Source organism: Micropepsis pineolensis (assembly GCF_055392125.1).
Genome location: NZ_AP042408.1, coordinates 761,799 through 783,934 on the forward strand (window position 1 = coordinate 761,799; position 22,136 = coordinate 783,934).

At 56.8% G+C, this 22,136-nt stretch carries 15 protein-coding genes and 1 pseudogene; 11 read left to right on the forward strand and 5 right to left on the reverse strand.

Annotation, left to right across the window (positions count from 1 at the left end; all coding sequences use genetic code 11):
* Positions 1-301 precede the first annotated feature (301 nt).
* On the forward strand, positions 302-3,013 hold the full coding sequence (locus tag ACZ5RI_RS03505) for a TonB-dependent receptor (RefSeq protein ID WP_464514724.1): 2,712 nt from the start codon (positions 302-304) through the stop codon (positions 3,011-3,013).
* 51 nt (positions 3,014-3,064) lie between these two features.
* Positions 3,065-4,459, forward strand: coding sequence for a glycoside hydrolase family 53 protein (locus ACZ5RI_RS03510; protein ID WP_464514725.1), 1,395 nt, complete (start codon positions 3,065-3,067; stop codon positions 4,457-4,459).
* 12 nt (positions 4,460-4,471) lie between these two features.
* Here ACZ5RI_RS03510 and galA read toward each other — a convergent pair whose 3' ends face one another.
* The gene (gene galA, locus ACZ5RI_RS03515) at positions 4,472-7,003 is read right to left on the reverse strand and encodes a beta-galactosidase GalA (RefSeq protein ID WP_464514726.1); all 2,532 of its coding nucleotides are present in this window, start codon (positions 7,001-7,003) and stop codon (positions 4,472-4,474) included.
* A 229-nt stretch (positions 7,004-7,232) separates the two neighbouring features.
* Between galA and ACZ5RI_RS03520 the strand changes: the two genes are divergently transcribed.
* Positions 7,233-8,975 (forward strand): ATP-binding cassette domain-containing protein, encoded by a 1,743-nt coding sequence (locus ACZ5RI_RS03520; RefSeq protein ID WP_464514727.1) that lies wholly within the window; start codon positions 7,233-7,235, stop codon positions 8,973-8,975.
* Positions 8,947-10,197 carry a nucleotidyltransferase family protein gene (locus ACZ5RI_RS03525; RefSeq protein WP_464514728.1) on the forward strand — a complete coding sequence of 417 codons (1,251 nt, stop codon included), beginning with the start codon at positions 8,947-8,949 and terminating at the stop codon, positions 10,195-10,197. Before ACZ5RI_RS03520 ends, ACZ5RI_RS03525 begins: the two co-directional genes overlap by 29 nt.
* On the opposite strand, the gene ACZ5RI_RS03530 is transcribed toward ACZ5RI_RS03525, so the two are convergent.
* Positions 10,194-13,826, reverse strand: a complete 3,633-nt coding sequence (locus ACZ5RI_RS03530) for a vitamin B12-dependent ribonucleotide reductase (RefSeq protein WP_464514729.1) — start codon at positions 13,824-13,826, stop codon at positions 10,194-10,196. The two genes, ACZ5RI_RS03525 and ACZ5RI_RS03530, sit on opposite strands and share 4 nt — an antisense overlap.
* Before the next feature lie 459 nt (positions 13,827-14,285).
* Here ACZ5RI_RS03530 and ACZ5RI_RS03535 point away from each other — a divergent pair, with 459 nt between their 5' ends.
* The 3 genes and pseudogenes from ACZ5RI_RS03535 to ACZ5RI_RS03545 all read left to right on the forward strand — a co-directional run.
* The gene (locus tag ACZ5RI_RS03535) at positions 14,286-14,675 is read left to right on the forward strand and encodes an NADH:ubiquinone oxidoreductase subunit NDUFA12 (protein ID WP_464514730.1); all 390 of its coding nucleotides are present in this window, start codon (positions 14,286-14,288) and stop codon (positions 14,673-14,675) included.
* A 2-nt stretch (positions 14,676-14,677) separates the two neighbouring features.
* Positions 14,678-15,184, forward strand: a complete 507-nt coding sequence (mlaD, locus tag ACZ5RI_RS03540) for an outer membrane lipid asymmetry maintenance protein MlaD (protein ID WP_464514731.1) — start codon at positions 14,678-14,680, stop codon at positions 15,182-15,184.
* Positions 15,185-15,273: 89 nt separating this feature from the next.
* Positions 15,274-15,492 (forward strand): annotated as a pseudogene (locus ACZ5RI_RS03545) (DUF2155 domain-containing protein); the annotation flags it as partial.
* Positions 15,493-15,527: 35 nt separating this feature from the next.
* Here the strand turns inward: ACZ5RI_RS03545 and aat are convergent.
* Complete coding sequence (gene aat / locus ACZ5RI_RS03550) at positions 15,528-16,277, reverse strand: leucyl/phenylalanyl-tRNA--protein transferase (RefSeq protein ID WP_464514732.1); 750 nt, start codon at positions 16,275-16,277, stop codon at positions 15,528-15,530.
* 102 nt (positions 16,278-16,379) lie between these two features.
* On the opposite strand from aat, the gene ACZ5RI_RS03555 reads away from it, so the two are divergent.
* The 4 genes from ACZ5RI_RS03555 to truA all read left to right on the forward strand — a co-directional run bounded on the left by ACZ5RI_RS03555 (position 16,380) and on the right by truA (position 20,173).
* The gene (locus tag ACZ5RI_RS03555; RefSeq protein WP_464514733.1) at positions 16,380-17,801 is read left to right on the forward strand and encodes a DNA recombination protein RmuC; all 1,422 of its coding nucleotides are present in this window, start codon (positions 16,380-16,382) and stop codon (positions 17,799-17,801) included.
* Between the two features lie 65 nt (positions 17,802-17,866).
* On the forward strand, positions 17,867-18,394 hold the full coding sequence (gene def / locus ACZ5RI_RS03560) for a peptide deformylase (RefSeq protein WP_464514734.1): 528 nt from the start codon (positions 17,867-17,869) through the stop codon (positions 18,392-18,394).
* Between the two features lie 121 nt (positions 18,395-18,515).
* On the forward strand, positions 18,516-19,427 hold the full coding sequence (gene fmt, locus ACZ5RI_RS03565; protein WP_464514735.1) for a methionyl-tRNA formyltransferase: 912 nt from the start codon (positions 18,516-18,518) through the stop codon (positions 19,425-19,427).
* Positions 19,427-20,173 (forward strand): tRNA pseudouridine(38-40) synthase TruA, encoded by a 747-nt coding sequence (truA, locus tag ACZ5RI_RS03570; RefSeq protein ID WP_464514736.1) that lies wholly within the window; start codon positions 19,427-19,429, stop codon positions 20,171-20,173. Before fmt ends, truA begins: the two co-directional genes overlap by 1 nt.
* Here the strand turns inward: truA and dapE are convergent.
* Entirely contained in the window at positions 20,158-21,312 is a 1,155-nt protein-coding gene (gene dapE / locus ACZ5RI_RS03575; protein ID WP_464514737.1) for a succinyl-diaminopimelate desuccinylase, read from the reverse strand. The genes truA and dapE overlap by 16 nt on opposite strands.
* 2 nt (positions 21,313-21,314) lie before the next feature.
* Positions 21,315-22,136 (reverse strand): 2,3,4,5-tetrahydropyridine-2,6-dicarboxylate N-succinyltransferase, encoded by an 822-nt coding sequence (dapD, locus tag ACZ5RI_RS03580; RefSeq protein ID WP_464514738.1) that lies wholly within the window; start codon positions 22,134-22,136, stop codon positions 21,315-21,317.

A 22,136-nucleotide genomic window follows, 5' to 3' on the forward strand; every position in this document is an offset into this window, starting at 1 on the left:
CTTTGCGCAGCTGGGGTGTTCTGTTTTGGGATAGTGCCCGATTGATCGCTATAATTGACAGCGCTTCCTGACACCGCTGTCAGGGTTGTAGCGAAATAACCATTTTAAATCAGTATGTTACATTATTTGCGTTGGCGTGTGTTTCTGCAACGTCCCGCAGAAAAATCGCGGTTGAGTACAAGTAATATTCCCGTGATGCTTGACGCCGCTTCGGCATCATCCCTAGATTTATCATATTATTAGTACATAAGCCCGCCACACAAAAAAAGGCAAAGGGCAGATACGTCTGGGGAGGACATCCGTGAAAGCCATCCAAAAATTGCTGCTGTGCACCGCCAGTATGCTGACTGTCGGCAGTCTGCTGCCTGCGGCCTATGCCAACGGTGACGCCATGGAAACCGTGGTGGTGACCGGGATGCGGGAATCGTTACGCGATTCTCTGCAGGCCAAGAAAAACGCCGTCACCATCACCGAAAATATTTCGACCAAGGATATCGGCGCGTTGCCGGACGTGACCATCGCCGAGGAACTGAGCCGTCTGCCTGGTTTCAACACATCGCTCGACCGTGGCAATGCCAGTCAGGCTTCGGTGCGTGGGCTTGGGCCACGTTATGTGCTCGGTTTAGTGAATGGCCGTGAGGTGGCATCGTCTGAGCCGAGCCAAGATGTGCGTTGGGAGATTTATCCGTCGGAAATCGTTGCTGCTGCCTCTGTGTCAAAGTCACAGTCGGCCGATTTAATTGCCGGTGGTATTGCAGCCACTATCGATATCAAGACACGCTCTCCACTCGATTACGTAGGGCCAAGTTTTACCCTGAACTTGTCCCCGGCTTATAACGAGAAAGGGGCTGTCTTACCGCACTACAATCCGTGGGGGCTGCGTGGCAGTGCTTCCTATATCACTCATATAAATGACAAGCTGGCCTTCTATATTGCTGGCAGCTTCCAGCGCCAAAAGAATGGCTATACCTGGTTCCGTGGCTGGGGCTACAACGAAACTCAGGACAGCACGGCTGGTGATATCACTGGCGATGGTGTTGCCGATGCCACAGCCTGGGGCGCACAGACCGATATCAGCCTATTGCAGCAGGATCGTTTTGCTCTCACCAGTGCTATAGACTGGCAACCGAACAGTGATCTGCGTGTCAAGGTCGATGTTTTGTACTCAGATTATCGGATTCACGATAACCAGTTGCAGCAGTGGTATAATGGCTGGGGCGGGTGGACCTCCTCGCCAACGGGATCTGCTTGCGATAGCGCGTCGGCAACCGCTTACGGCTGCAGTACCTCATCAAGCACGAATGATTCCGTCACCACACGCAACGGTGTCGTGGTTGGCGGCACTATGACTGATAATTGGGGCATGGTGAACAATGTCTTCGCGGTGTATGGCGAACAGCACACGCTTCTAATCGGCGGTCTTAATGCCGAATATGCCTCTGGCAATTGGGATGTGAAGCTCGACGCTTCGCATTCCGAAGCTTGGCGCCACAACAATTGGAAAGATGTCGTTTCAGCGGTCTGGCCCGAAAATGTTAGCTATAACACGGCGCGCGGACAAACGCCGAGCGTATCCTTTTCAGGTTCCGGTGCATCTTCGGTATCTGATATAACCGCGCAGACGGCTTATGGTTCGTCGCAGATGGGGCAGGTGTCAGGGCCAGAAGGCTTGTCTGACCATATCTCAGCCTTACAGCTTGATGCGACACGGACATTCGGCAATAGCTTTATTTCGGCACTTTCAGCGGGTGTGCGTTTGTCTGGTCGCGAGAAGAGCCATATCAATCACTTGTATTATCTTTGCCCTGGTTCAGGCTCGACGTTAAGCTCGACGTGCTCCGGTACGGCGACGCTGCCGTCAGACATGCTGGAAACCGTTAAGGTACATGGGCTGAATGTACCGGACATGATTTATGGCGACTATGACAAACTCAAGAGTTTTGTTTATCCCGACGGTGACGGTACTATAAGCGGTTCTGAACTAATGGGTGAGCATTGGCGTGTTCATACCGACAATTATGAGGGATATCTTAAAGCCGATCTGACGACGGAACTGTATGGCATCACAGTTCATGGTAATATCGGTGCCCGTGTGATTGGCTCTTTCGTCAAGAGTGCAGGATACGAAACATCGGATTCCGGCAGCACCTATAATCCGATCTCGGTCAGCAAAAGCTATACCGATGTACTTCCGAGTTTTAGCCTGAACTTTGAGCTTAGCGAGCAGCATATTCTGCGTCTAGGCGGTTCCTTTGCCTTGTCTCGCCCACCACTTGATGAACTGCGCACGGGGTATAGTCTGAGTGAATCTACCACATCTTCTGGTGAGGTGACGCGCTACGGCTCAGGCGGTAATCCCAAGCTTAATCCGTACCGCTCCAAGCAGCTTGATCTGTCCTACGAATGGTATTTCCATGATGAATCTCTGCTTGCTCTGGCGACCTATTACAAGCATCTCAGCAGCTTCATCGGTTATAACGATAAGTACCAGACCATCGGTGGTTATAGCTACGAAATTTACTCACCGGTCAATGGTAAGGGGGGGGACATCACGGGGGTGGAAGTTACACTGCAGAGCCGGTTCTATTTCATACCGGTCGCCTTCCTGCAGGATTTTGGTATTTATGCCAACTATGCCTATGTCAATTCGGGTGTGAAGGAATTCACGCCGACCTGGAACCCGTTGGACGCGACTGGGTTGGCTAAGCATACGGCCGAAGCCGATTTGTGGTACAGCGCGCACGATATCGAAGCGCGGTTAGCCTATAAGGTAACCAGCCCTTATACCATTGCATACACTTGGGATGGTTCGGCATTATCGAGCACGGATTGGCATCGCAATCTCGATGCAAGTGTCTCCTATAAGTTCAGCGAAAATGTTGGGGTGAATTTTTACATTTCAAATATCACGAATTCAGTTTGGAGGTCTTATTACGATAACAATCCCCAGGAGGTCGCGCGTTACGACATGTATGGTCGTACTTTCTCATTCAACCTCAATTACCATAATTGAATATAACGCCGGTGAGGGGGCTATGCCCCCTCACTAATTTTAGGTGATACGATGCGTATATCCACTGGGATGCTGCTCGGCGTCATAGCGCTGTGGTGGGCTAGTTTTACTTCCGTATCGGCGGAACCATTTTATTTTGGCGCAGATTTATCCTTCGCTAATGAAATGGATGATTGCGCTGCAGCCTACACTGATGCTGGCACGCCCAAAGATGTTTTCACCATCTTTCAGGAGCATGGCACCAATCTCGTACGCCTCAGGTTATGGGTGGACCCGGACTGGACACGGTATAGCACCCTGACCGATGTCAAACGCGCCATAAAGCGGGCCAGGGATCATGGCCAGCAGGTGCTACTCGATTTTCATTATTCCGGCGATTGGGCCGATCCACAAAAGCAGATCGTGCCCAGGCAATGGGCCGGAATCAAAAATCCCGATGTGTTGGCGGCAACGGTATACCAATATACTTTAGATACCCTAACTGCGCTCGACAAAGACGGACTGATGCCCGATCAGGTTCAGGTCGGTAATGAAATCAATTCGGAACTGATGGTAGACAAACCCTGGAACGAGGGTGTCGAGATTAACTGGGCCCGTGATGCCAAACTGATAAATGCGGGTATCCGTGCGGTGCGTGACGCAGGTAACAAATCTGCAATCCGCCCCAAAGTGGTGTTGCATGTTGCCCAGCCTGAGAATGTCGAAAAATGGCTGACCGCAGCAACCGCGGCAGGGGTGACAGATTACGATATCATTGGCTTTAGCTATTACACCCAGTGGTCGACTACGTCGCTGGATGGGGTGCGTGTCACCATCAATCGCTTACGGCATCATTATCCGCAGGCGGATGTTGTTGTGCTTGAGACTGCCTATCCATGGACCATGAATTGGGGTGACAACAATTCAAACGTACTGAATGAAAAGGCCCTCCGCCCCGGCTATCCCGCCACGGCTGCTGGGCAAAAGAAATATATGATCGACCTGACCCAGGCGGTGATCGCTGGTGGTGGTATCGGTGTGATCTATTGGGCCCCGGATTGGGTCTCAACCCGCTGCCGTACCCGTTGGGGCCAGGGATCGAATTGGGAGAATGCCGCGTTTTTCGATTTGTCGCACAACGCGCTTGCAGCGATGGATTATCCGCATGCAGGGTATGTTCATCCCGTTGCGGTGACGTTTCGCTTTAGCGGCGGTGTGGGGCAAAGCTATGTGCTGTGGGGTGATTTTCTGGGCAGCCGGGACATTGCGGTGCACCTGCCCAATGGCGAAGGTAAATACGACTATACCGCCATGCTGATGCCAGGTACGGTGTACCGCCTGCAGGTTTTTACCGATGCCACGCTTAAAACCCGGCTGATTAGCGGCGATAAGGTACAGGACGGCTTTTATGCCGATCGTGCGCCCGATCAGGCTGGCACAATCGACATAAAACTTTCAACACCGTAACCCCTGCAGGTTTTAAGCCAGTCGTGGGGCTAGTTTCGTCGCAAGGCTCTGCAGGGGCAGGCTAGCGCTGGTTAGGCCGGGTGCGGTCGCGTTGATGACAACCGGGCCTGTCGTACCATTGCTTTGCAGCAGCGCCATGCACAGACCATTGAAGGCGCTGCGGGTGGTGGCGGTATCCAGCTCATGGCTGCAGGGATCGCCATTACCACTGCCAATGATGCGCGCTGCCCCGGTGACCGTGAAACAAATACTGTCCGATGCCATTGGCACCACACGGCCGGCACTGTCCTCAAGCGCGGCGGTGATAACGGCGACGTCTTCGCCATCAGCCCTCAACCCGCCATGATCGGTGGCAAGGGTAATTCTGGCTGGCGCCCCCGTGGTTTTACGCTGATCTGTCAGCACTACTTTGCCATTCTTGAAGCCGCGGGCCTCTATGGTGCCGGGAGCAAAGTTTGCATTCCATTCGACATGACCAAAGCGCGGCACTTTCTGCACCCCCAGGCTTTTGCTGTTGACGAAAAGTTCAACCGCATCAAGGTTGCTGTGGCACCAGATGTTGACTGTTTCGCCGTCGCGCCAGTTCCAATGCGGCAAGAGATGCAGCACCGGTTCTGTGCCCCACCAGGCTTTGTAGTAGAAGAAATTATCCTTTGGAAATCCACATAGATCAAGAATACCGAATTGTGAAACCACGTTGGGCCAGCGATTAAATGGCGTCGGCTCGCCATGATAATCAAAACCGGTCCAGACAAATCCGCCTGGTAAGTGCGGCACCGGTCCAATGACCTTTAGCCATTCTTCCGCCGTGGTGGCCCAGCGGGGGTGCTCGGTATCATAAGCCGCGCAATAACCGCTGGTTGGATCGCGGCGATAGATCCCGCGTGTGGCCACGGTGCTGCCGGTTTCAGTGCCGATGATGGGGCGGTCCGGATGACGGGTGTGAAAGTCCGGCATTTGTTTGGTGTGGTAATTGGCGCCGACGACATCCAGTAACGGGCCAAAGCCGGTATCCCATGCCTCGGGCTTATCCAGTGCGGCACAAATCGGACGGTCGGGGTCCAGCTCCCGGCACAGGGTTTTCATCGATGCGCCAATGCGTGCACCACGTTCGGTGCCCTGTTGCGGTTCCTCGTTCCCAATCGACCATAAAATGACCGAGGGGTGGTTACGATCCCGCCGGATCAGGCGGGCGAGCTCGCTCATGCTTTGCGTGTCCGACGACATACGGCGGGTTTCGTCGATTACCAGCATGCCAAGCCGGTCGCAGGCGTCCAGTAGTTCCGGCGTCGGTGGATTATGCGCCATGCGATAGGCGTTCGAGCCCATCTCTTTGAGTTTCTGCACCCGCCACGCCTGCAGGGCATCGGGAATGGCAATGCCAACTCCGGCATGATCCTGATGGTTGCAGGTGCCGTTGAGCTTGACCGGCACGCCATTAAGCAAAAAACCACGTTTTGTATCAAAGCGAATGCTGCGCAAACCAAAAGGGGTTACCGCATCGTCAATAGCTTTATCGGCTTCCACAAGGCGACTTACTGCGTGATAGAGCTGTGGTGTTTCGAGTGACCATAATTGCGCCCGGCCGACCCGCACGGTTTGTAACAGGCTGCGGCTTTGGCGCCCGCTGATGCTGGACGGGGTTTTCTGGGTGGCGATGACGTGCCCCGCCGGGTCGACAACATCGGTGACCAGCACGAAGCGTCGGGCTGCCAGCCCATCATTCTGAATCTCGGTGGTGATACTGAGGCTGGCGCTTAAGCCCTCAAGCTGACTGCGCACCCAGACGCCATATTGGGGGATATGCAGCGTGTCGGTCTTGGTCAGCCAAACATGGCGATAAATACCAGCACCTTCATAGAACCAGCCTTCGCCCAATGTGGCATCGGCCCGCACGGTCAGCACATTGCGCGCCCCGTAATTGAGGAAATCGCTGATGTCGATGGCAAACGGGGCATAGCCACTTTGATTGCGCCCGACGAAGTACCCGTTGATCATCACCTGGGCATCGCGGAATACGCCGTCAAACTCGACCACGATGCGCTTGCCCAGATCGCTTACGGCAATGTCAAAGCTGCGGCGATACCAGCCGATGCTGGTAGCCGGAAAATCCCGCCCCAGTGGTTTATAGCCGTGACCGGCAGCGTCATCATCGCCCTCTGCTGGTGGATGCTGCGATGGGGTAAAGGGCAGGGCCATTGCCCAGTCATGGGGCAGATCAACCGCCTGCCAGCCGCTATCGTCGAATTCGACGGCTGCGGCGGTGGCGACATTGGCCCCGGATTTGGCAAAACTGTCCTGGCTCTGGCCGAAGCCAAAATCCTGCACCGGGTCGGTGGCATGGCCCAGATGAAAGCGCCAGCCAAAATCGCATTTTAGCCTTTGGCGGCTTTGCAACGCGGGGGCGACTATGCTGGTTGTGACGGGGGCGGGGACGCTGACGGGTTGGGGCTCTGGTGCCGCCATCGCCGTCTGGCTCAATGTTCCGGCCAGGCTTACCGCCGCACCTGCGGCAAACAGATCGCGCCTAGTTAAGTCTTCCATGGTCTTCCCCCTGTGAAACATCGCATTTTATATGATTGATAATACCATAATGGCGTGTGCCAGCAAAAGTTTTAAATGGTTACTGCGCGGTTAAAGGGTGGCGGTTTGACGCTGCACGCGTCAGTATGCGCTGCAACCTATTTGGGTTTGTCGCGTGCATCTGTTTCATCCGTGCCCTGGCAAGGTGTCCCCGCCTTCCAATGGACTGTTTACTTCCGTCCGGCGGTTTATGGCGGACTACGCCACTTATGCCGGGCGGCGGGGTGTGCGCGCCATTGGGTTCGTTCTGGGCGGGGCCGTGCTGGAAGGTTGCGGTCTGATACTGATCGTGCCGCTGCTCAGGGTGGTGTTTGCCAGTCAGCACAGCGCGGGTGGTTGGGCCGGGCGGTTGCTACCACTGTCGGACCGGCTGGGTGTCACCACCGCCTATGGGCGGCTTTGCGTGTTGATGGGGCTGCTCGCCGGGCTGATGCTGTTGCGCGCCGGGGTGATTGCTGGCCGTGACCGTATGCTGATGGCGTTGCGTACCGGCTTTGTACAACATTGCCGCGCCCGCATCACGGTGAAGCTGGCGGCGGCACCTTGGGCCGTGTTATCGCGGCTGCGCCATGCCCGGCTGGCCCATCTGATGAGCGGCGACGTGCAGCAGATCGGAACGGCGACGCATTGCATTACCCAATGTCTGGTCGCACTGGTCATGCTGGTGATGCAGTGTGCGCTGGCCTTCTGGCTGGCACCGGCTTTGGCACTGCTTGCCTTTGGGCTGGTGGCGATAAGTCTGGTGGCGCTGATCCCGATGCTGCGCCGCGCCCGCGCTTTGGGGGCCTTTGTCACCAACGGCAATCTGCATTTGCTCAACAGTACTACGCAGTTTCTGGGCGGTCTGAAACTGGCAATCAGTCAGGATCTGCAACAGCGCTATGCCGAACGGTTTTGTGCCACCTTACAGGATTTAAGCACGCATCAGATTGCCTATGCTAATCGGGCAAGTGTGCAGCGGCTGATGCTGGCCACGGTATCCGCCCTGATCGGCGCTGCACTGGTATTGACCGGGATTGGGGTGTTTCAGGTTTCCCCTGCGGTGCTGATTGCGCTTATTCTGGTGGTTGGGCGGATGAGCGGTCCCGCCAATGTTATCCAGCAATCAGCCCAGCAGCTGGCTGCCTCGCTGGCGGCCTATGAGCAAGTCTGCGCTCTTGAGGCTGAACTTGCCGTGGTGCCGGTAAAGCCCATCAGTTGTGGAGATATAGGCTGCGGGCGGATTGCATTCGATGCGGTTGGCTTCTGCCATAGTATGCCTGATGCCGAATTCGGGCCTTGCGCGCAGCATGGTGTTGCCGGTTTGAGCCTGACAATTGAACCGGGCAGCTTCATTGGCATTCGTGGGGTGTCTGGTGCGGGTAAAACAACCTTTGCCGATTTGCTGGTGGGGTTATACGCGCCACAATCCGGCTCTATACGGATCGATGGTGTGTTGCTGCAGGATTGTCTGCCCGCCTGGCAGAACGCGCTTGCCTATGTCGCACAGGATGCATTTTTGCTGCACGATACGGTGCGGCGCAATCTTTTATGGTCTTCTTCCAAGCTATCAGATGATGATGCATTGTGGTCGGCACTGGTTTTTGCCGAGGCCGATGAACTGGTGCGCCATATGGCCCTGGGGCTTGACACCGTGGTGGGGGAACGCGGCACACTGATGTCGGGTGGCGAGCGCCAGCGCATTGCTCTGGCACGGGCGTTGTTGCGCGCCCCTCGGCTTCTGGTGCTCGATGAAGCCACCAACGCAATCGATGTTGAAACTGAAGGAAAAATCTTGAGCCGCCTGAAAGTCCTTGAACCACGGCCAACCATTGTGATGATCGCCCATCGCGAAGAAAGTCTTCGGGCGTGTGAACAGATTTACATCCTGGAAAATGGTGTACTGGTCAGTGATGGGGCTCAATATGGACCGGCCAATGTTCACTTTGCCTGAGCCTTGCGCCGAATTTTGCCTTGCCGCCGCACTGTGCCGTTGGCCACGCACCCCGGCGGTACTTGACGCCATCCGCCATGCGGCGACTGCAGTCACTGACTGGTCGTTATTTTGGTGGCTCATAAAACGACATCGTATTCATGGCCTTGCACAGCAAGGGGGAGCGGCAGCGGCAATTGCGCTGCCATCTGATATTCAAGGGCGATTACATACTGCTGCATATAATATCGCTCGGGATAATATGCATTTGGCAACTGAAACTGCCCGTTTACAGAAGGCATTTGACGGTAATGGGATTGCGATGTTTTTGCTCAAAGGTCCAGCATTAGGTGTGCGGGCTTATGGCTCTCTGACGATTAAGCATAGTCGTGATCTTGATCTGTTGATTGCGCCTTCATCCATTGATGCGGGGTGGGCGTTGTTAGAAAATCTAGGGTACCAATTATACAGTCCGGCCGCATCTATATCTGCAATACAACGTCAACGTTTTTGTCGTTTCGCAAGAGAGGTTGCCTTTCGACATCGTGTGACCGGTTTGTGTGTGGAGTTAGGCTGGTCTATGTCGGATAATCCTTGGCTGATGCGTGATGTCGACATTTCTCAACTGCCGCATGATGTGATCACTATAGCTGGTTATCCAATCCGCACACTCAAAGATGACTTGCTCGTATCGTACCTCGCAGTTCATGGTGCCAGTCATGGCTGGGGGCGGCTCAAATGGCTTGCCGATTTTTCGGCGGTTTTGGCTAGCATTCCCCCAGAGCGTCTGGCGGAATACCGTCATAAGGCTAATGCTCTTGGCGCGGACCTCTGCATGGCGCAAGGTCTGCTGCTCCTTCGACGCCATTTGGGTTGGTCATCGCCAGACACTCAAAAAACTAGCAAGGGCCATTTCCAGGCGACGTATTTGGCCCGTGTTGCGTCACAGGGCATGGTTTGCCCGTCCGTGAAGGCTGTGGTGAAAAATCAACCATTCTCGGCATTACGGGTACATCCGTATTTTTTCCTTTTGGGACTTGGGTGGCGGGCCAAGTTCGCTCATCTTCTGGCGGTGTGCATTGGTCCGGCAGATTTTATTCACTTTCCCTTACCTGCTGGATTGGGAGGGCTTTATCCGTTTTTGCGTCTGCCGTTCTGGGTCGTGCGGTGCGTGATACGGATAGCAAAGCGCCCCCATCCGGTGGGTGAGGGCGCTAGAAGGCCTGCCATAAAAGGTTTTTAGCTGCACCCGGTGGTCGATCCGCAGGTGTCGCATTTCATGCAGGTGCCGTTGCGCACCAAGGTGAAGTTACCGCAATTACCGCAGGCATCGCCCTCATAGCCCTTCATGCGAGCTTCAGCGGCGCGTTTGGCGTGGATATGTCTGGCTTCGCTGTGTAAGTGGACCGTTGCTGGAACAATATCGGGGGATGTCACCGTCTGATGAGCATAGGAGGCATCGGTTGCCCGCATTTCCTCACTATTCAGTTTTGGGGCAGCACCACCGCGCAGCACAGCAAATTGCGGTATGTGGCCGCGAACATAGCCATTGGATGTGATGCGGGCGACATCCCGAACCCGCACTTCGCGGTTGTCACGTTCGCCGCGGGTGCCGTTGCCAATATCCTCGTCTCCGTCACCGGGTGGGATATGGGCCAGATCCCGGCGGTCAAGGTAGGACACCGCCAGTTCACGGAAAATGTAATCGAGGATGCTGGTGGCGTTTTTGATGTAATCGTTGCCGATGACCATGCCCGCCGGCTCAAAGCGGGTGAAGGTGAAGGCATCGACGAATTCTTCCAGTGGCACGCCATATTGCAAACCGACCGAAACCGAAATGGCAAAGGCGTCCATCAGGCTGCGGAAGGCGGCGCCATCCTTGTGCATATCAATGAAGATTTCGCCCAGTCGGCCATCTTCATATTCACCGGTGCGTAAGTATACCTTATGCCCACCTACCACGGCTTTCTGGGTGTAACCCTTGCGTCGTTGCGGCAGTTTTTCGCGTTCGCGCGAGACACGTTCGATAATTTTTTCAATCACGCGCTCGGTAATGGTAGCGGTGCGGGCCGCCATCGGCTGTTCCTCTTCGTCCTCGTCGGTTTCGAGGATTTGCGAGGTCAGTGGTTGTGACAGTTTTGAGCCATCACGATAAAGCGCGTTGGCCTTGACCCCCAGTTTCCACGACATCAGATAGGCTTCGCCGCATTCGCGCACCGTGGCGCGGTTTGGCATGTTAATGGTTTTGGAGATCGCGCCTGAAATGAAGGGTTGCGCGGCCGCCATCATCTTGATGTGGCTTTCGGCGCTTAAGAAACGCTTGCCGATACGCCCGCAGGGATTGGCGCAATCAAACACCGCCAGATGCTCGTCTTTGAGATGTGGCGCGCCTTCAAGTGTCATAGTACCACAGACATGCAGGTTAGCTTGTTCTATATCATCCTTGCTGAATCCGAGGGCTTTAAGCATGTCAAAATCATAGGCAACCATTGCTGCCGGATCTATTTTCAGCACATCACGGCAGAAGACTTCGCCCAAAGTCCATTTGTTGAAGACAAAGCGAATATCAAAGGCGGCTTCCAGTGCCGCCTCGATCTTACCCAGTTCCTTGTCGGTAAGGCCTTTAGCGCGCAAAGCTGTATGGTTGATAGTGCCGGTGCTGGTTTCCAGCGTGCCATGGCCCACGGCATAGGCGACAATGGCGTCAATCTCGCTCTGGCTATAGCCCAATGTCTGCAAAGCTTCAGGTACACAGCGGTTGATGATTTTGAAATAGCCCCCGCCAGAAAGCTTTTTGAATTTGACCAGCGCGAAATCCGGTTCGATCCCGGTGGTGTCGCAGTCCATCGCCAAACCAATTGTGCCGGTAGGGGCCAGCACGGAAACCTGAGCATTGCGGAAGCCGCATTTTTCTCCCAGCAGCAAGGCCTGATCCCAGGCACTTTGTGCGGCCCGCACCAGTGCGGCATCGGGCACCGCGGTGGTATCAAGCGGCATCGGTGTGACGGAAAGCTTTTCGTATCCCGTCCGCTCGCCATAGGCGGCACGGCGGTGGTTCCGGATGACACGCAACATCGCCTCGCGGTTGGTTTCGAATTCGGCAAAGGCCCCGGTACCTTCCGCCATTTCAGCACTGGTGGCATAGGCGGTGCCGGTCATCAGCGCGGTGATGGCTGCAGCTTGCGCGCGGCCGTTGCGGCTGTCATAGGGTATGCCTGCCGCCATCAGCAGGCCGCCGATGTTGGCATAGCCCAGCCCCAGCGTGCGATAGCGATAAGAGCGCAGGGCAATTTCGCGCGACGGGAACTGCGCCATGGTGACGGAAATTTCCAGCACCATGGTCCACAGCCGCACAGCATGGCTGAACGCTTCGATGTCGAAGACTTTCTTGCCATCAATCTCGGTGCGAAAGGCCATCAGGTTGAGTGAGGCAAGGTTGCAAGCCGTATCGTCGAGGAACATATATTCCGCACACGGATTTGATGCGCGGATATCTCCGCCCGCCGGGCAGGTATGCCAGTCGTTGATGGTGGTGTGGAACTGCATCCCGGGATCGGCCGAGGCCCAGGCGGCATAGGAAATCTTGTCCCACAGTTCTCGGGCGCGCACGGTCTTGACGGTTTCGCCATCGCAGCGGGCGGTTAAATTCCAGTTGCCGTCATTCTGTACTGCCTGCAGGAAGCCATCGGTGACGCGCACGGAATTGTTAGAGTTCTGCCCTGACACCGTCAGATAAGCTTCGGAATCGAAATCGGTGTCATAGGTGCGAAAATCGATTTCGGTGAATCCCTGCCGCGCGAACGAAATCACCCGCTCGATATAAGCTTCGGGCACAAAAGATTTGTGCGCGGCATGAATTTCACGTTTCAGCGCCGGATTCTTGGCCGGATTATAGCAATCATCGCCCGAACCCTGACAATTGACGCAGGCTTTCAAGATGGCGGTCAAATGTTGCGCAGCCACCTTCGAGCCAGTCACTAGTGCGGCAACCTTTTGCTCCTCCAGCATTTTCCAGTCGATGAAATCTTCGATGTCGGGATGGTCAATATCTACAATCACCATCTTGGCAGCGCGTCGTGTGGTGCCACCCGATTTGATCGCGCCAGCTGCCCGGTCGCCGATCTTCAGAAAACTCATCAGGCCGGAGGATTTGCCGCCGCCCGATAAGGGTTCGTTGACACCGCGTAAGCACGAAAAATTGCTGCCGGTGCCCGAACCATATTTGAACAGCCGTGCTTCGCGGGTCCACAGATCCATGATGCCGCCTTCATTGACCAGATCATCATTGACCGATTGAATGAAGCAGGCATGTGGTTGCGGATGCTCATAGGCGCTGGTCGATTTGGTGAGCTGCCCGCTGGTGAAATCGACATAATAGTGCCCCTGGCTCGGCCCATCGATGCCATAGGCCCAGTTCAGTCCGGTGTTAAACCACTGCGGGGAATTGGGGGCGCATTTCTGGGTCGCCAGCATGTAGCACAGCTCGTCATGGAAGGCCTGTGCATCTTCCTCGCCATCGAAATAGCCGGCCTTCCATCCCCAATAGGTCCAGGTGCCTGCCATGCGGTCGAACACTTCGCGGGCGGACGTCTCGCCACGGGTCTGATCGCTGGCCGCCTCGTGTCGCCATAACCATTCGGGCACACCGTCTTCGGGCACGGGGCGGGTTGCCACCGGTACCCCGGCTTTGCGGAAATATTTTTGGGCCAGCACATCACTGGCGACCTGGCTCCAGGTTTCGGGGACTTCGATATCGTCCTGATGATAGACGATAGAGCCATCCGGATTCCGGATCTCGCTGACCGCCTTGCGGAAGACCACCGTTTCGTACGGCGCGTTGCCCGCAGTGGTGAAAAGCCGACGAATGCGCATGCTGCCCCCTTAGGAAGTGAACCGCTAACCCCGAATCCTGTCGTACAAAAAGCGCCTGTACCAATTGCGAACAAAACCACTACAAGATTGTGGTAATAAGCACCGCCTCTGCCAGCAATACATTGTGGTGTCCGCCAAATATGGTGTGATGTGACGCGGCGAGCGCTAAGTATTGGCCGCGATCTTTCCTTCTGGCAAGGGCTAATTAAACCGTGAATTGATGTAAAGGCGTGCAAAACTTTATGCGACCGGTTGCAATGGCGGCGAGTCAAGCGGGTCACGCAACTATGCGCTGAAATCTTTTTTGTGATGGGGAATGCCGCAGAAGTTATGCACCGTGTTAACCGGATATGTGGATAGCTTGTGAACAATGGCAAGATCGGGCTGCCCACTCGCTATTCGCTACCGGGCAGCTTATATTGGGGCACGAGTCCCAAGCTTTAAACGTGAGAGACGGTGATGGGTTGGTTACGGACACTGTTCGTTTGGTGGCACGATGCCACCATCGGCACCTTGGCGATGACATGGTGGAAGGGCGTTCCCGTGGGGCGGGATGCTTTTGGTAACCGCTATTATTGCAGCAAGGACGGCGCACATCGCTGGGTGATTTATACCGGCACGGTGGATGCGTCGCGGGTTCCCCCCGCCTGGCATGCTTGGCTGCACCGCCTCAGTGATACGGTGCCGGCTGATGGTGCGGTACAGGCCGAGACCGGCCGTAAAGCTTGGGAAAAGGATCATGTTCCCAATTTGAGCGGCACGGAAGGGGCGTATTATCCGCCCGGCAGCCTGCGCGCTGGTGCCCGTGTGGCCACCCACCGCTCCTATGAACCTTGGAGCCCCGCGTAAAAATGCAAAATAATACGGTTGAAACGCTGATCGGCGCTGTCGTCATAGCCGTGGCGGTGTTGTTCGTCCTCTTTGCCTATCGCAGTGTTGGTGCCACCGGCGTGTCTGGTTACGAGCTGATCGCCAAGATGAACCGGGTCGACGGCATTGCCGTGGGCACTGATGTGAAGATGTCGGGCATCAAGATCGGCACGATCAAATCGATGACGCTTGATGCCAATTATCTCGTGACCGTCCGCATGGATATTCACAGCGACATCAAGGTGCCGGATGATTCCTCGCTGGTGGTGACGTCGTCGGGGTTGCTCAACAGCTCCTACATGTCGATCTCCCCTGGCGGCAGCGATAAGATGTTGCCCCCTGGCGGTCAGATTGTGAACACGCAGGGCTCGGTTGATCTGATGGGCCTGATTTCGCGCTTTGCCGGTGGTATCAGCGGCAGTAAGAGCGGTTCGGATGCATCTTCCAGTTCCAGCTCCTCTGCTGCACCGGCTGGGGCAAATCCGTGAGACGGGCGGCGCTGACCTTTTTTGTCGGTGCCACCTTAAGCGGTGTTGCGTTGGCGGCGGACATTCCGTTGCCAACGCCAGACCGGCCCGTGCTGGAACTTCGTGCGCTTGATAAAATCACCGGCCGGGCCAAGGCGCTGTATGCCCCGGTCGGGCAGCCGGTGAAATACGCCACGCTGGCGATCACGGTGCGCAGTTGCTATTCGACCCCGCCGAGTGAAACGCCGGAAACCTCGGCTTTTTTACAGATTTCTGATCAGCGCGCCGACCGTCCGGCCCACCGGGTGTTTTCGGGCTGGATGTATGCCTCCAGTCCCGGCCTTAATGGCATGGAGCATCCGCTCTATGATGTCTGGGTCATCAAATGCATGACCACGGCGCCGTCCCAGGCACCGTCTGTCAAAGCCGCAGTGCCGGTGTCGCCCAACAAGGGGGCTGACGAAAAGATGCCCGATTTGCCTGAGGATGCCGGGCAATAATTAGGGGCCCGTTCCGGCCAGATCGCATCGACCGCCAGTGCCAGTTCCAGTTCTTGTAAATAGCGGGGGCGGGGAACTTCCTCGGTGCCGAACTGCGCCAGATGGTGAGTCAGAAACTGGGTGTCGAGCAGTACGAATCCGCCATTTTTCAGCCTAGCAACCAGATGGACCAGTGCCACTTTGCTGGCATCGGTGGCCCGCGAAAACATACTTTCGCCAAAGAACGCCCCACCGAGCGATACGCCATACAGCCCCCCGACCAGCGCATCATCCTGCCAGGCTTCAATCGAATGGGCGTGGCCCAGATCGAACAGCTCCTTGTACAGCGTGATGATGCGCTCGTTGATCCAGCTATCCTCGCGCCCGGGGCGGTCTGGGATCGGTGCGGCGCAGGCCCGCATCACCGCCTCAAAACAGGTGTCGGCAGTGACCCGGAATTTATTGGCGCGTACGGTTCGGGCCAGCCTTTTAGGCACATGAAAGCCGTCAATCGGCATCACCCCGCGCAAGTCTGGCGATAGCCAGAACAGCGTGGGATCGTCGCGATGCTCCCCCATCGGGAACAGCCCACAGGCATAGGCGGTGAGCAGCATATCGGGCGTAATCTCGGCCATGGGCCAACAATAGGAGCGGCGACGTCCTCGCGCAAATTTGCTATCCCTTGTGGATCGAAACGGGAGCGAATCGCGCCTGTGTCATCTGTCAGGAGCCTTGCGATGGACCCGATTCTTGTTCCCATAGCTTTGTTGGCCGCGTTGCTGGCGGGCGGGGCCGTATGGGTGGTGCGTTCGCAGGCCTTGTCGCGGCTCCGGGCTACGGCCGAGGTCGAGCTTGGTGCGCTGCGGGCCGCTGCCGCCGATGCCCGCAACGACGTGGCACGGATGAGCGGTCGGCTGGAAAATGCCGCCCGGACCGAGGCGGAACTGGCCGCTATGCGCGACGAGGTGCGCCGGCTTGCCGCCGAACTGGAGGGCCAGCGTAGTGCCGCCGAGGCCGCCACCCGCCACCACAGTGCTGAAGTAGCTCAGTTGACCGAAATGCGTGAAGCCGTGCAAAAGGAATTCAAACTGCTGGCGGGGGATGTGCTGAAGGTCAGCAGCGAGGATTTCTCGCGCCGCGCTCAGGAAATCTTCGAGATTCAGAAAAAGCTCACTGCCGAAGAAATCGACAAGCGCACCAAGACCATCGCCGATACGGTCAAGCCGCTGGGCGACCGGCTGCAAGCCTATGAACTGATGGTCAAAGAGATCGAAAAGGCCCGGGTGGAAAATTACGGGGGCCTGTCAGAGGCATTGAAAATCGTTACCGCCCAGCAGGATGAGGTAAAAAAGGTCACCGCCCATCTGGTCGGGGCGCTGAAAGCCTCGCCCAAGACCCGGGGCCGCTGGGGCGAAGAAACCTTACGTCGGGTGGTCGAGCTGTCGGGTATGATTGAGCATTGCAGCTTCGAGACGGAATTTCCCATTCCGGACGAAGGCTTACGCCCCGACATGGTGATTCGGGTTTCGGGCGGGCGTAGTGTGGTGGTCGATGCCAAGGCACCCTTGTCGGCTTATTTTGATGCCATCAACGCCACCACCGACGAGGAGCGCGAGCGCTTCCTGATCCTGCACGCCAAACAGCTGCGCGAACGGCTGACCAACCTGTCGAGCAAGTCCTACTGGTCCTATATCGCCGGTTCGGCCGATTGCGTGGCCATGTTCGTGCCGGGCGACAATTTCGTCTCGGCCGCCTTCGAATATGACCCCAATCTGTTCGAGGATGCCATCAAGCACCGGGTGCTGATCTGCACCCCCACCACCTTCATCGCCCTGATGAAGGCGATTTCCTATGGTTGGGGGCAGGAGAAGCTGGCGCAAAGCGCTGCCGAAATTGGGGCGCTGGGCAAAGAGCTTTATACACGTCTGGCCAGTCTGGGTGAGCATATCGCCAAGCTGGGGCGCAATCTTGAAACCTCGGTCAAAAGCTACAATGGGTTGGTAGGCAGCCTGGAAACCAAGGTCATGCCGCAGGCCCGCCGTTTTAATGATCTGGGGGTTGAAGGATCCGCCGCCCCCTTGCCGGAACTGGCCGAAATCGATACCACGGCCCGGCTGCCCCTGGCGGGGCGCGATCTTCTGCTGCCGCCGGAGAATTAACTTTCTCTGCAGGCGGTTTGAGGATCAATCTTGACCAACCTAGTGCGACATCTTATCTCCCAGCTATGACTATACGCGAAATCCTGATCGCTCCCGACCCCAGACTGAAAGCCGTCGCCCAAGAGGTGAAGGTGGTGGATGATTCTCTCCGCGCTCTGGCCGACGATATGCTGCAAACCATGTATGACGCCCATGGCATTGGCCTGGCGGCAGTGCAGATCGGTGAGCCGGTCCGCATGGTGGTGATCGACGTCGATCAAAAGGATGAAGAGGGCAAGCCGCCGGTGCGTAATCCGCGGGTCTTCATCAACCCCAAGCTCACCCCGACGTCCGAAGATTGGGTCGAGACCGAGGAAGGCTGCCTGTCAGTGCCCGATATCTGGGAACCGGTCGAGCGGCCCGCTACAGTCCATTGCGAATATCTTGACCGCGATGGTAAGCCTCAGACGCTGGAAGCCGATGGCATGCTGGCCATCTGCTTGCAGCACGAGGTCGATCACTTAAACGGTACGCTGTTCATCGATCATCTGTCGCGGCTCAAGAGGACAATGCTGCTGAAGAAACTGGCCAAGGCCAAGAAGCTCAAGGATTAGTACCATCTTCTCCTTTTGGCGGGCTCATCCTTAGACAGGCTCTGGGTGTGGGGCATATAGTCAGATACTGCAAAATTCCTCATCCTGAGCCTGTCGAAGGATGAGCCTTCAGGATACCGCTATGCGTCTTGCCTTTATGGGTTCGCCCGATTTCGCTGTTCCTGTTCTGGCCGCGCTGCTGGATGCCGGTCACGACATCGTGGCAGTTTATGCGCAGCCCGCCCGGCCCAAGGGCCGCGGCAAGCAGGAACAGCCCACCCCCGTTGCAGCCTTTGCTGCCGAAAAGGGGCTTGTGGTTCGTACCCCGAAATTCTTACGTGGTGCTGCCGAACAAGCGGAATTTGCCGCCCTGAATATCGATGCTGCCATTGTGGTGGCCTATGGCCTGCTGCTGCCCAAGGCGGTGCTGGATGCCCCCCGTCTTGGCTGTTTCAATCTGCATGGCTCATTGCTACCGCGCTGGCGCGGTGCGGCACCGATCCAGCGTGCCATCATGGCCGGGGATGAAAAGACCGGTGTGATGGTGATGCATATGGATGAAGGGCTCGATACCGGCCCGTATCTCTCCACCGTCACCATCGACATTGGCCGCAAGACGGCGGGCGAAGTGATGGGCGAATTATCGGCGCTCGGCGCAGAGTTGATGGTCCGTACGCTGAATAATATTGCGAGCGGTACGGCGGTGGAAAATCCACAGGCCGCAGACGGCGCCACCTACGCCAAGAAAATCCTCAAAGAAGAAGCCCGTATCGACTGGACCGAACCGGCGGCGGAACTCGATTGTCATATCCGGGGCATTTCACCCTTTCCCGGTGCGTGGTGTGAATCCCGTGGCGAGCGGCTTAAAATCCTGCTGGCCGAGCCAGTGGCGGCTTCCGGTGTGCCGGGGACGGTGCTGGATGAGGCCCCGACGATTGCCTGTGGTCGTGGGGCTTTGCGCCTTATTAAAGTGCAGCGCGCCGGTCGCGGCGTGGTCAGCGCAGCGGAATTTCAGCGTGGTTTCGCTTTGAAAACAGGTGAGGTTCTGGCCTGATGGCCCGCTTTAAACTCACCATCGAATATGATGGTGGACCGTTTTTCGGCTGGCAGCGACAGGATAGTGGCCCCTCGGTACAGGCTTCGCTTGAACGCGCCATCACGGCCTTTTCGCAGGAAGTGGCCACGGTGACAGGCGCGGGGCGCACTGATACCGGTGTGCATGCACTGGCTCAGGTAGCGCATTTTGATCTGGAAAAGTCCTTTGTCGCCGACAAGGTGCGCGATGCGATGAACCATTTCCTGCGCCCCGATCCGGTGGTTGTGCTGGCTGCCGAAATCGTTCCTGAGGCGTTTCATGCCCGGTTCTCAGCGATTGGTCGGCATTATGTTTATCGTCTGCTGCCGCGGCGCGCCCGTCCGGTACTGCTGGATGGTCGGGTCTGGCATGTGCCGCACCTGCTGGATGCCACTGCTATGCAGGAAGCAGCGCAAGCGCTGGTGGGAACCTATGATTTCACCACGTTTCGTGCTTCCGAGTGTCAGGCCAAGTCGCCGGTCAAAACCCTCGACCGGCTCGACGTGGTGCGCGCTGGCGAAGAGATCCGCATCTTTGCCGATGCACGCTCGTTCCTGCATCGTCAGGTCCGATCCATGGTCGGTACCCTGAAGCTGGTCGGCGAGGGCAAGTGGAAACCCGCCGATGTGGCCGATGCGCTGGCCGCCCGTGATCGTACCCGTTGCGGTACGGTTGCCCCGCCCGATGGGTTGTATTTGGTCAGTGTCGATTATCCGGCGAAGTAAGCTGCCAGTATCGCTTCATACATATCGGTGAGTTTTTCGATGTCGGCGACGTCGGCGCATTCATTGACCCGGTGAATGCTTTCGGTGAACAGACCAAACTCCACCGCCGGGCAGAAGTCGGTGATGAAGCGCGCATCCGATGTGCCGCCTGATGTGGATAAGACTGGCTTCTTGCCGGTTACCGTGGCAATCGCGTTTTGCAACAGATCTGTATAGGTGCCAGGTTGTTCCGCCGAGGCCACACCACTGACCGAGGTTTCGGTGGTGATGGTGCAGCCAGTCTTGCGGGCAAAATTTTCCGTGGTCAGACGAATATAATCTGCCAGACTTTCCGGCGTGTGCAGATCGCTGAAGCGGATGTTGAAACAGGCCTTGGCTTCGGCAGGGACCAGATTGACGGTCGGGTTGCCGACGTCAAAGGTGGTGAACGTTAGCGTCGACGGATCGAACAATGCCGAGCCCTGATCCAGCGGGTGGCTGGCGAAATAGTCGGTCAGTGCCGCCAGTGCATGGATCGGGTTTTTTAGCTCGTTCGCATAGGCGACATGGCCTTGCGTTCCGTGGGCGGTCAGCGTGACATTCATCGAACCGCGGCGGCCGATCTTGATGGTGTCACCCATAGTCTTGATCGAGGTCGGCTCGCCAAAAAGGCTGTGGTCAATGCTTTCACCGCGCGCTTTCAGCCAGTTTAAAATTTTGGGTGTGCCGTTGATGGCATCGCCTTCTTCGTCCCCGGTGATCATCAGGCTGATCGAGCCTTTGAGCGGGCCCTTGGCCAGATGGCGTGATACCGCAGCCGTAAAGGCGGCAATCGCCCCCTTCATGTCTGCGGCGCCACGTCCGATCAACACGCCGCCCTGAATCTCGGCGGCAAAGGGATCGCTTTTCCAGTGAGCGGGGTTGCCGGGCGGCACCACATCGGTGTGACCGGCAAAGCAGAAATGCGGCCCCTGCATGCCAATGCGGGCATAAAGGTTTTCCACTGCCGGCACGCCGGGTTCTTCAAAGTGCAAATGATGGCATACAAATCCCAGTGGCGTGAGGGCTTCTTCCAGTACTGTGATCGCACCTTCATCATGCGGTGTAATCGACGGGCGGCGGATGAGGCTTTGTGCCAGTGCAACGGGATTTACGGCCATGATCAGTCTCGGAGCAATTCGTTAATGGACGTTTTGGAACGGGTTTTGGCATCGACTTTTTTGACGATGACCGCGCAATAGAGCGACGGCTGGCCCGCCTTGCCCGGCAGTGCGCCGGAGACGACCACCGAATAAGGCGGCACGCGGCCATACGAAATGGCGCCGGTTTCGCGGTCGACAATCTTGGTCGATGCCCCGATCACTACCCCCATCGAAATCACTGCGCCTTCGCCGATGATCGCGCCTTCAGCAATCTGGGCGGCGGTACCTACAAACGCATTGTCTTCGATAATGACCGGCTCGGCCTGCAATGGTTCGAGCACGCCGCCAATCACCGCATTGGCCGAGATATGACAATGCGCACCGATCTGGGCGCAGGAGCCGATGGCAGCCCCGATATCAACCATGGTGCCTTCACCGATGTAGGCGCCGATATTGATAAAGCTCGGCATCACCACCGCACTTTTGGCGATATAGACCGCGTGGCGGACAAAGGCCCCCGGCACGGCGCGAAAACCGGCTTCCATAAAATGTTCGGCATCCCAGCCGGCAAATTTAGAATCGACTTTGTCCCACCAGGTGGCCCCGTTGGGGCCGCCGTCGATCAGGTGGTTTTCGGAAAAGCGAAACGACAAGAGAACAGCTTTCTTCAGCCACTGATGTACCGTCCAGTTGCCATCGATTTTTTCGGCAATGCGATAGTGACCGGAATCCAGCCCGTCCAGCGCCGCTTCGACGGCGCCGCGTACCTTTGCGGTACCAAAATCGGCGGTGGTGCGGGCCTCCCAAGCGTCGTCGATAAGTCGGGCGATATCCACTGTCAT

Excerpts from the sequence above, each read along its gene's own strand:
- dapE (WP_464514737.1), bottom strand. The coding sequence starts at position 21,312 with ATGGCCGTAAATCCCGTTGCACTGGCACAAAGCCTCATCCGCCGCCCG.
- ACZ5RI_RS03525 (WP_464514728.1), top strand. The coding sequence starts at position 8,947 with ATGGACCGGCCAATGTTCACTTTGCCTGAGCCTTGCGCCGAATTTTGC.
- fmt (WP_464514735.1), top strand. The coding sequence starts at position 18,516 with ATGCGTCTTGCCTTTATGGGTTCGCCCGATTTCGCTGTTCCTGTTCTG.
- ACZ5RI_RS03535 (WP_464514730.1), top strand. The coding sequence starts at position 14,286 with ATGGGTTGGTTACGGACACTGTTCGTTTGGTGGCACGATGCCACCATC.
- aat (WP_464514732.1), bottom strand. The coding sequence starts at position 16,277 with ATGGCCGAGATTACGCCCGATATGCTGCTCACCGCCTATGCCTGTGGG.
- ACZ5RI_RS03510 (WP_464514725.1), top strand. The coding sequence starts at position 3,065 with ATGCGTATATCCACTGGGATGCTGCTCGGCGTCATAGCGCTGTGGTGG.
- truA (WP_464514736.1), top strand. The coding sequence starts at position 19,427 with ATGGCCCGCTTTAAACTCACCATCGAATATGATGGTGGACCGTTTTTC.
- def (WP_464514734.1), top strand. The coding sequence starts at position 17,867 with ATGACTATACGCGAAATCCTGATCGCTCCCGACCCCAGACTGAAAGCC.
- ACZ5RI_RS03555 (WP_464514733.1), top strand. The coding sequence starts at position 16,380 with ATGGACCCGATTCTTGTTCCCATAGCTTTGTTGGCCGCGTTGCTGGCG.
- galA (WP_464514726.1), bottom strand. The coding sequence starts at position 7,003 with ATGGAAGACTTAACTAGGCGCGATCTGTTTGCCGCAGGTGCGGCGGTA.
- ACZ5RI_RS03520 (WP_464514727.1), top strand. The coding sequence starts at position 7,233 with ATGGCGGACTACGCCACTTATGCCGGGCGGCGGGGTGTGCGCGCCATT.
- ACZ5RI_RS03530 (WP_464514729.1), bottom strand. The coding sequence starts at position 13,826 with ATGCGCATTCGTCGGCTTTTCACCACTGCGGGCAACGCGCCGTACGAA.
- dapD (WP_464514738.1), bottom strand. The coding sequence starts at position 22,136 with ATGACAGTGGATATCGCCCGACTTATCGACGACGCTTGGGAGGCCCGC.
- mlaD (WP_464514731.1), top strand. The coding sequence starts at position 14,678 with ATGCAAAATAATACGGTTGAAACGCTGATCGGCGCTGTCGTCATAGCC.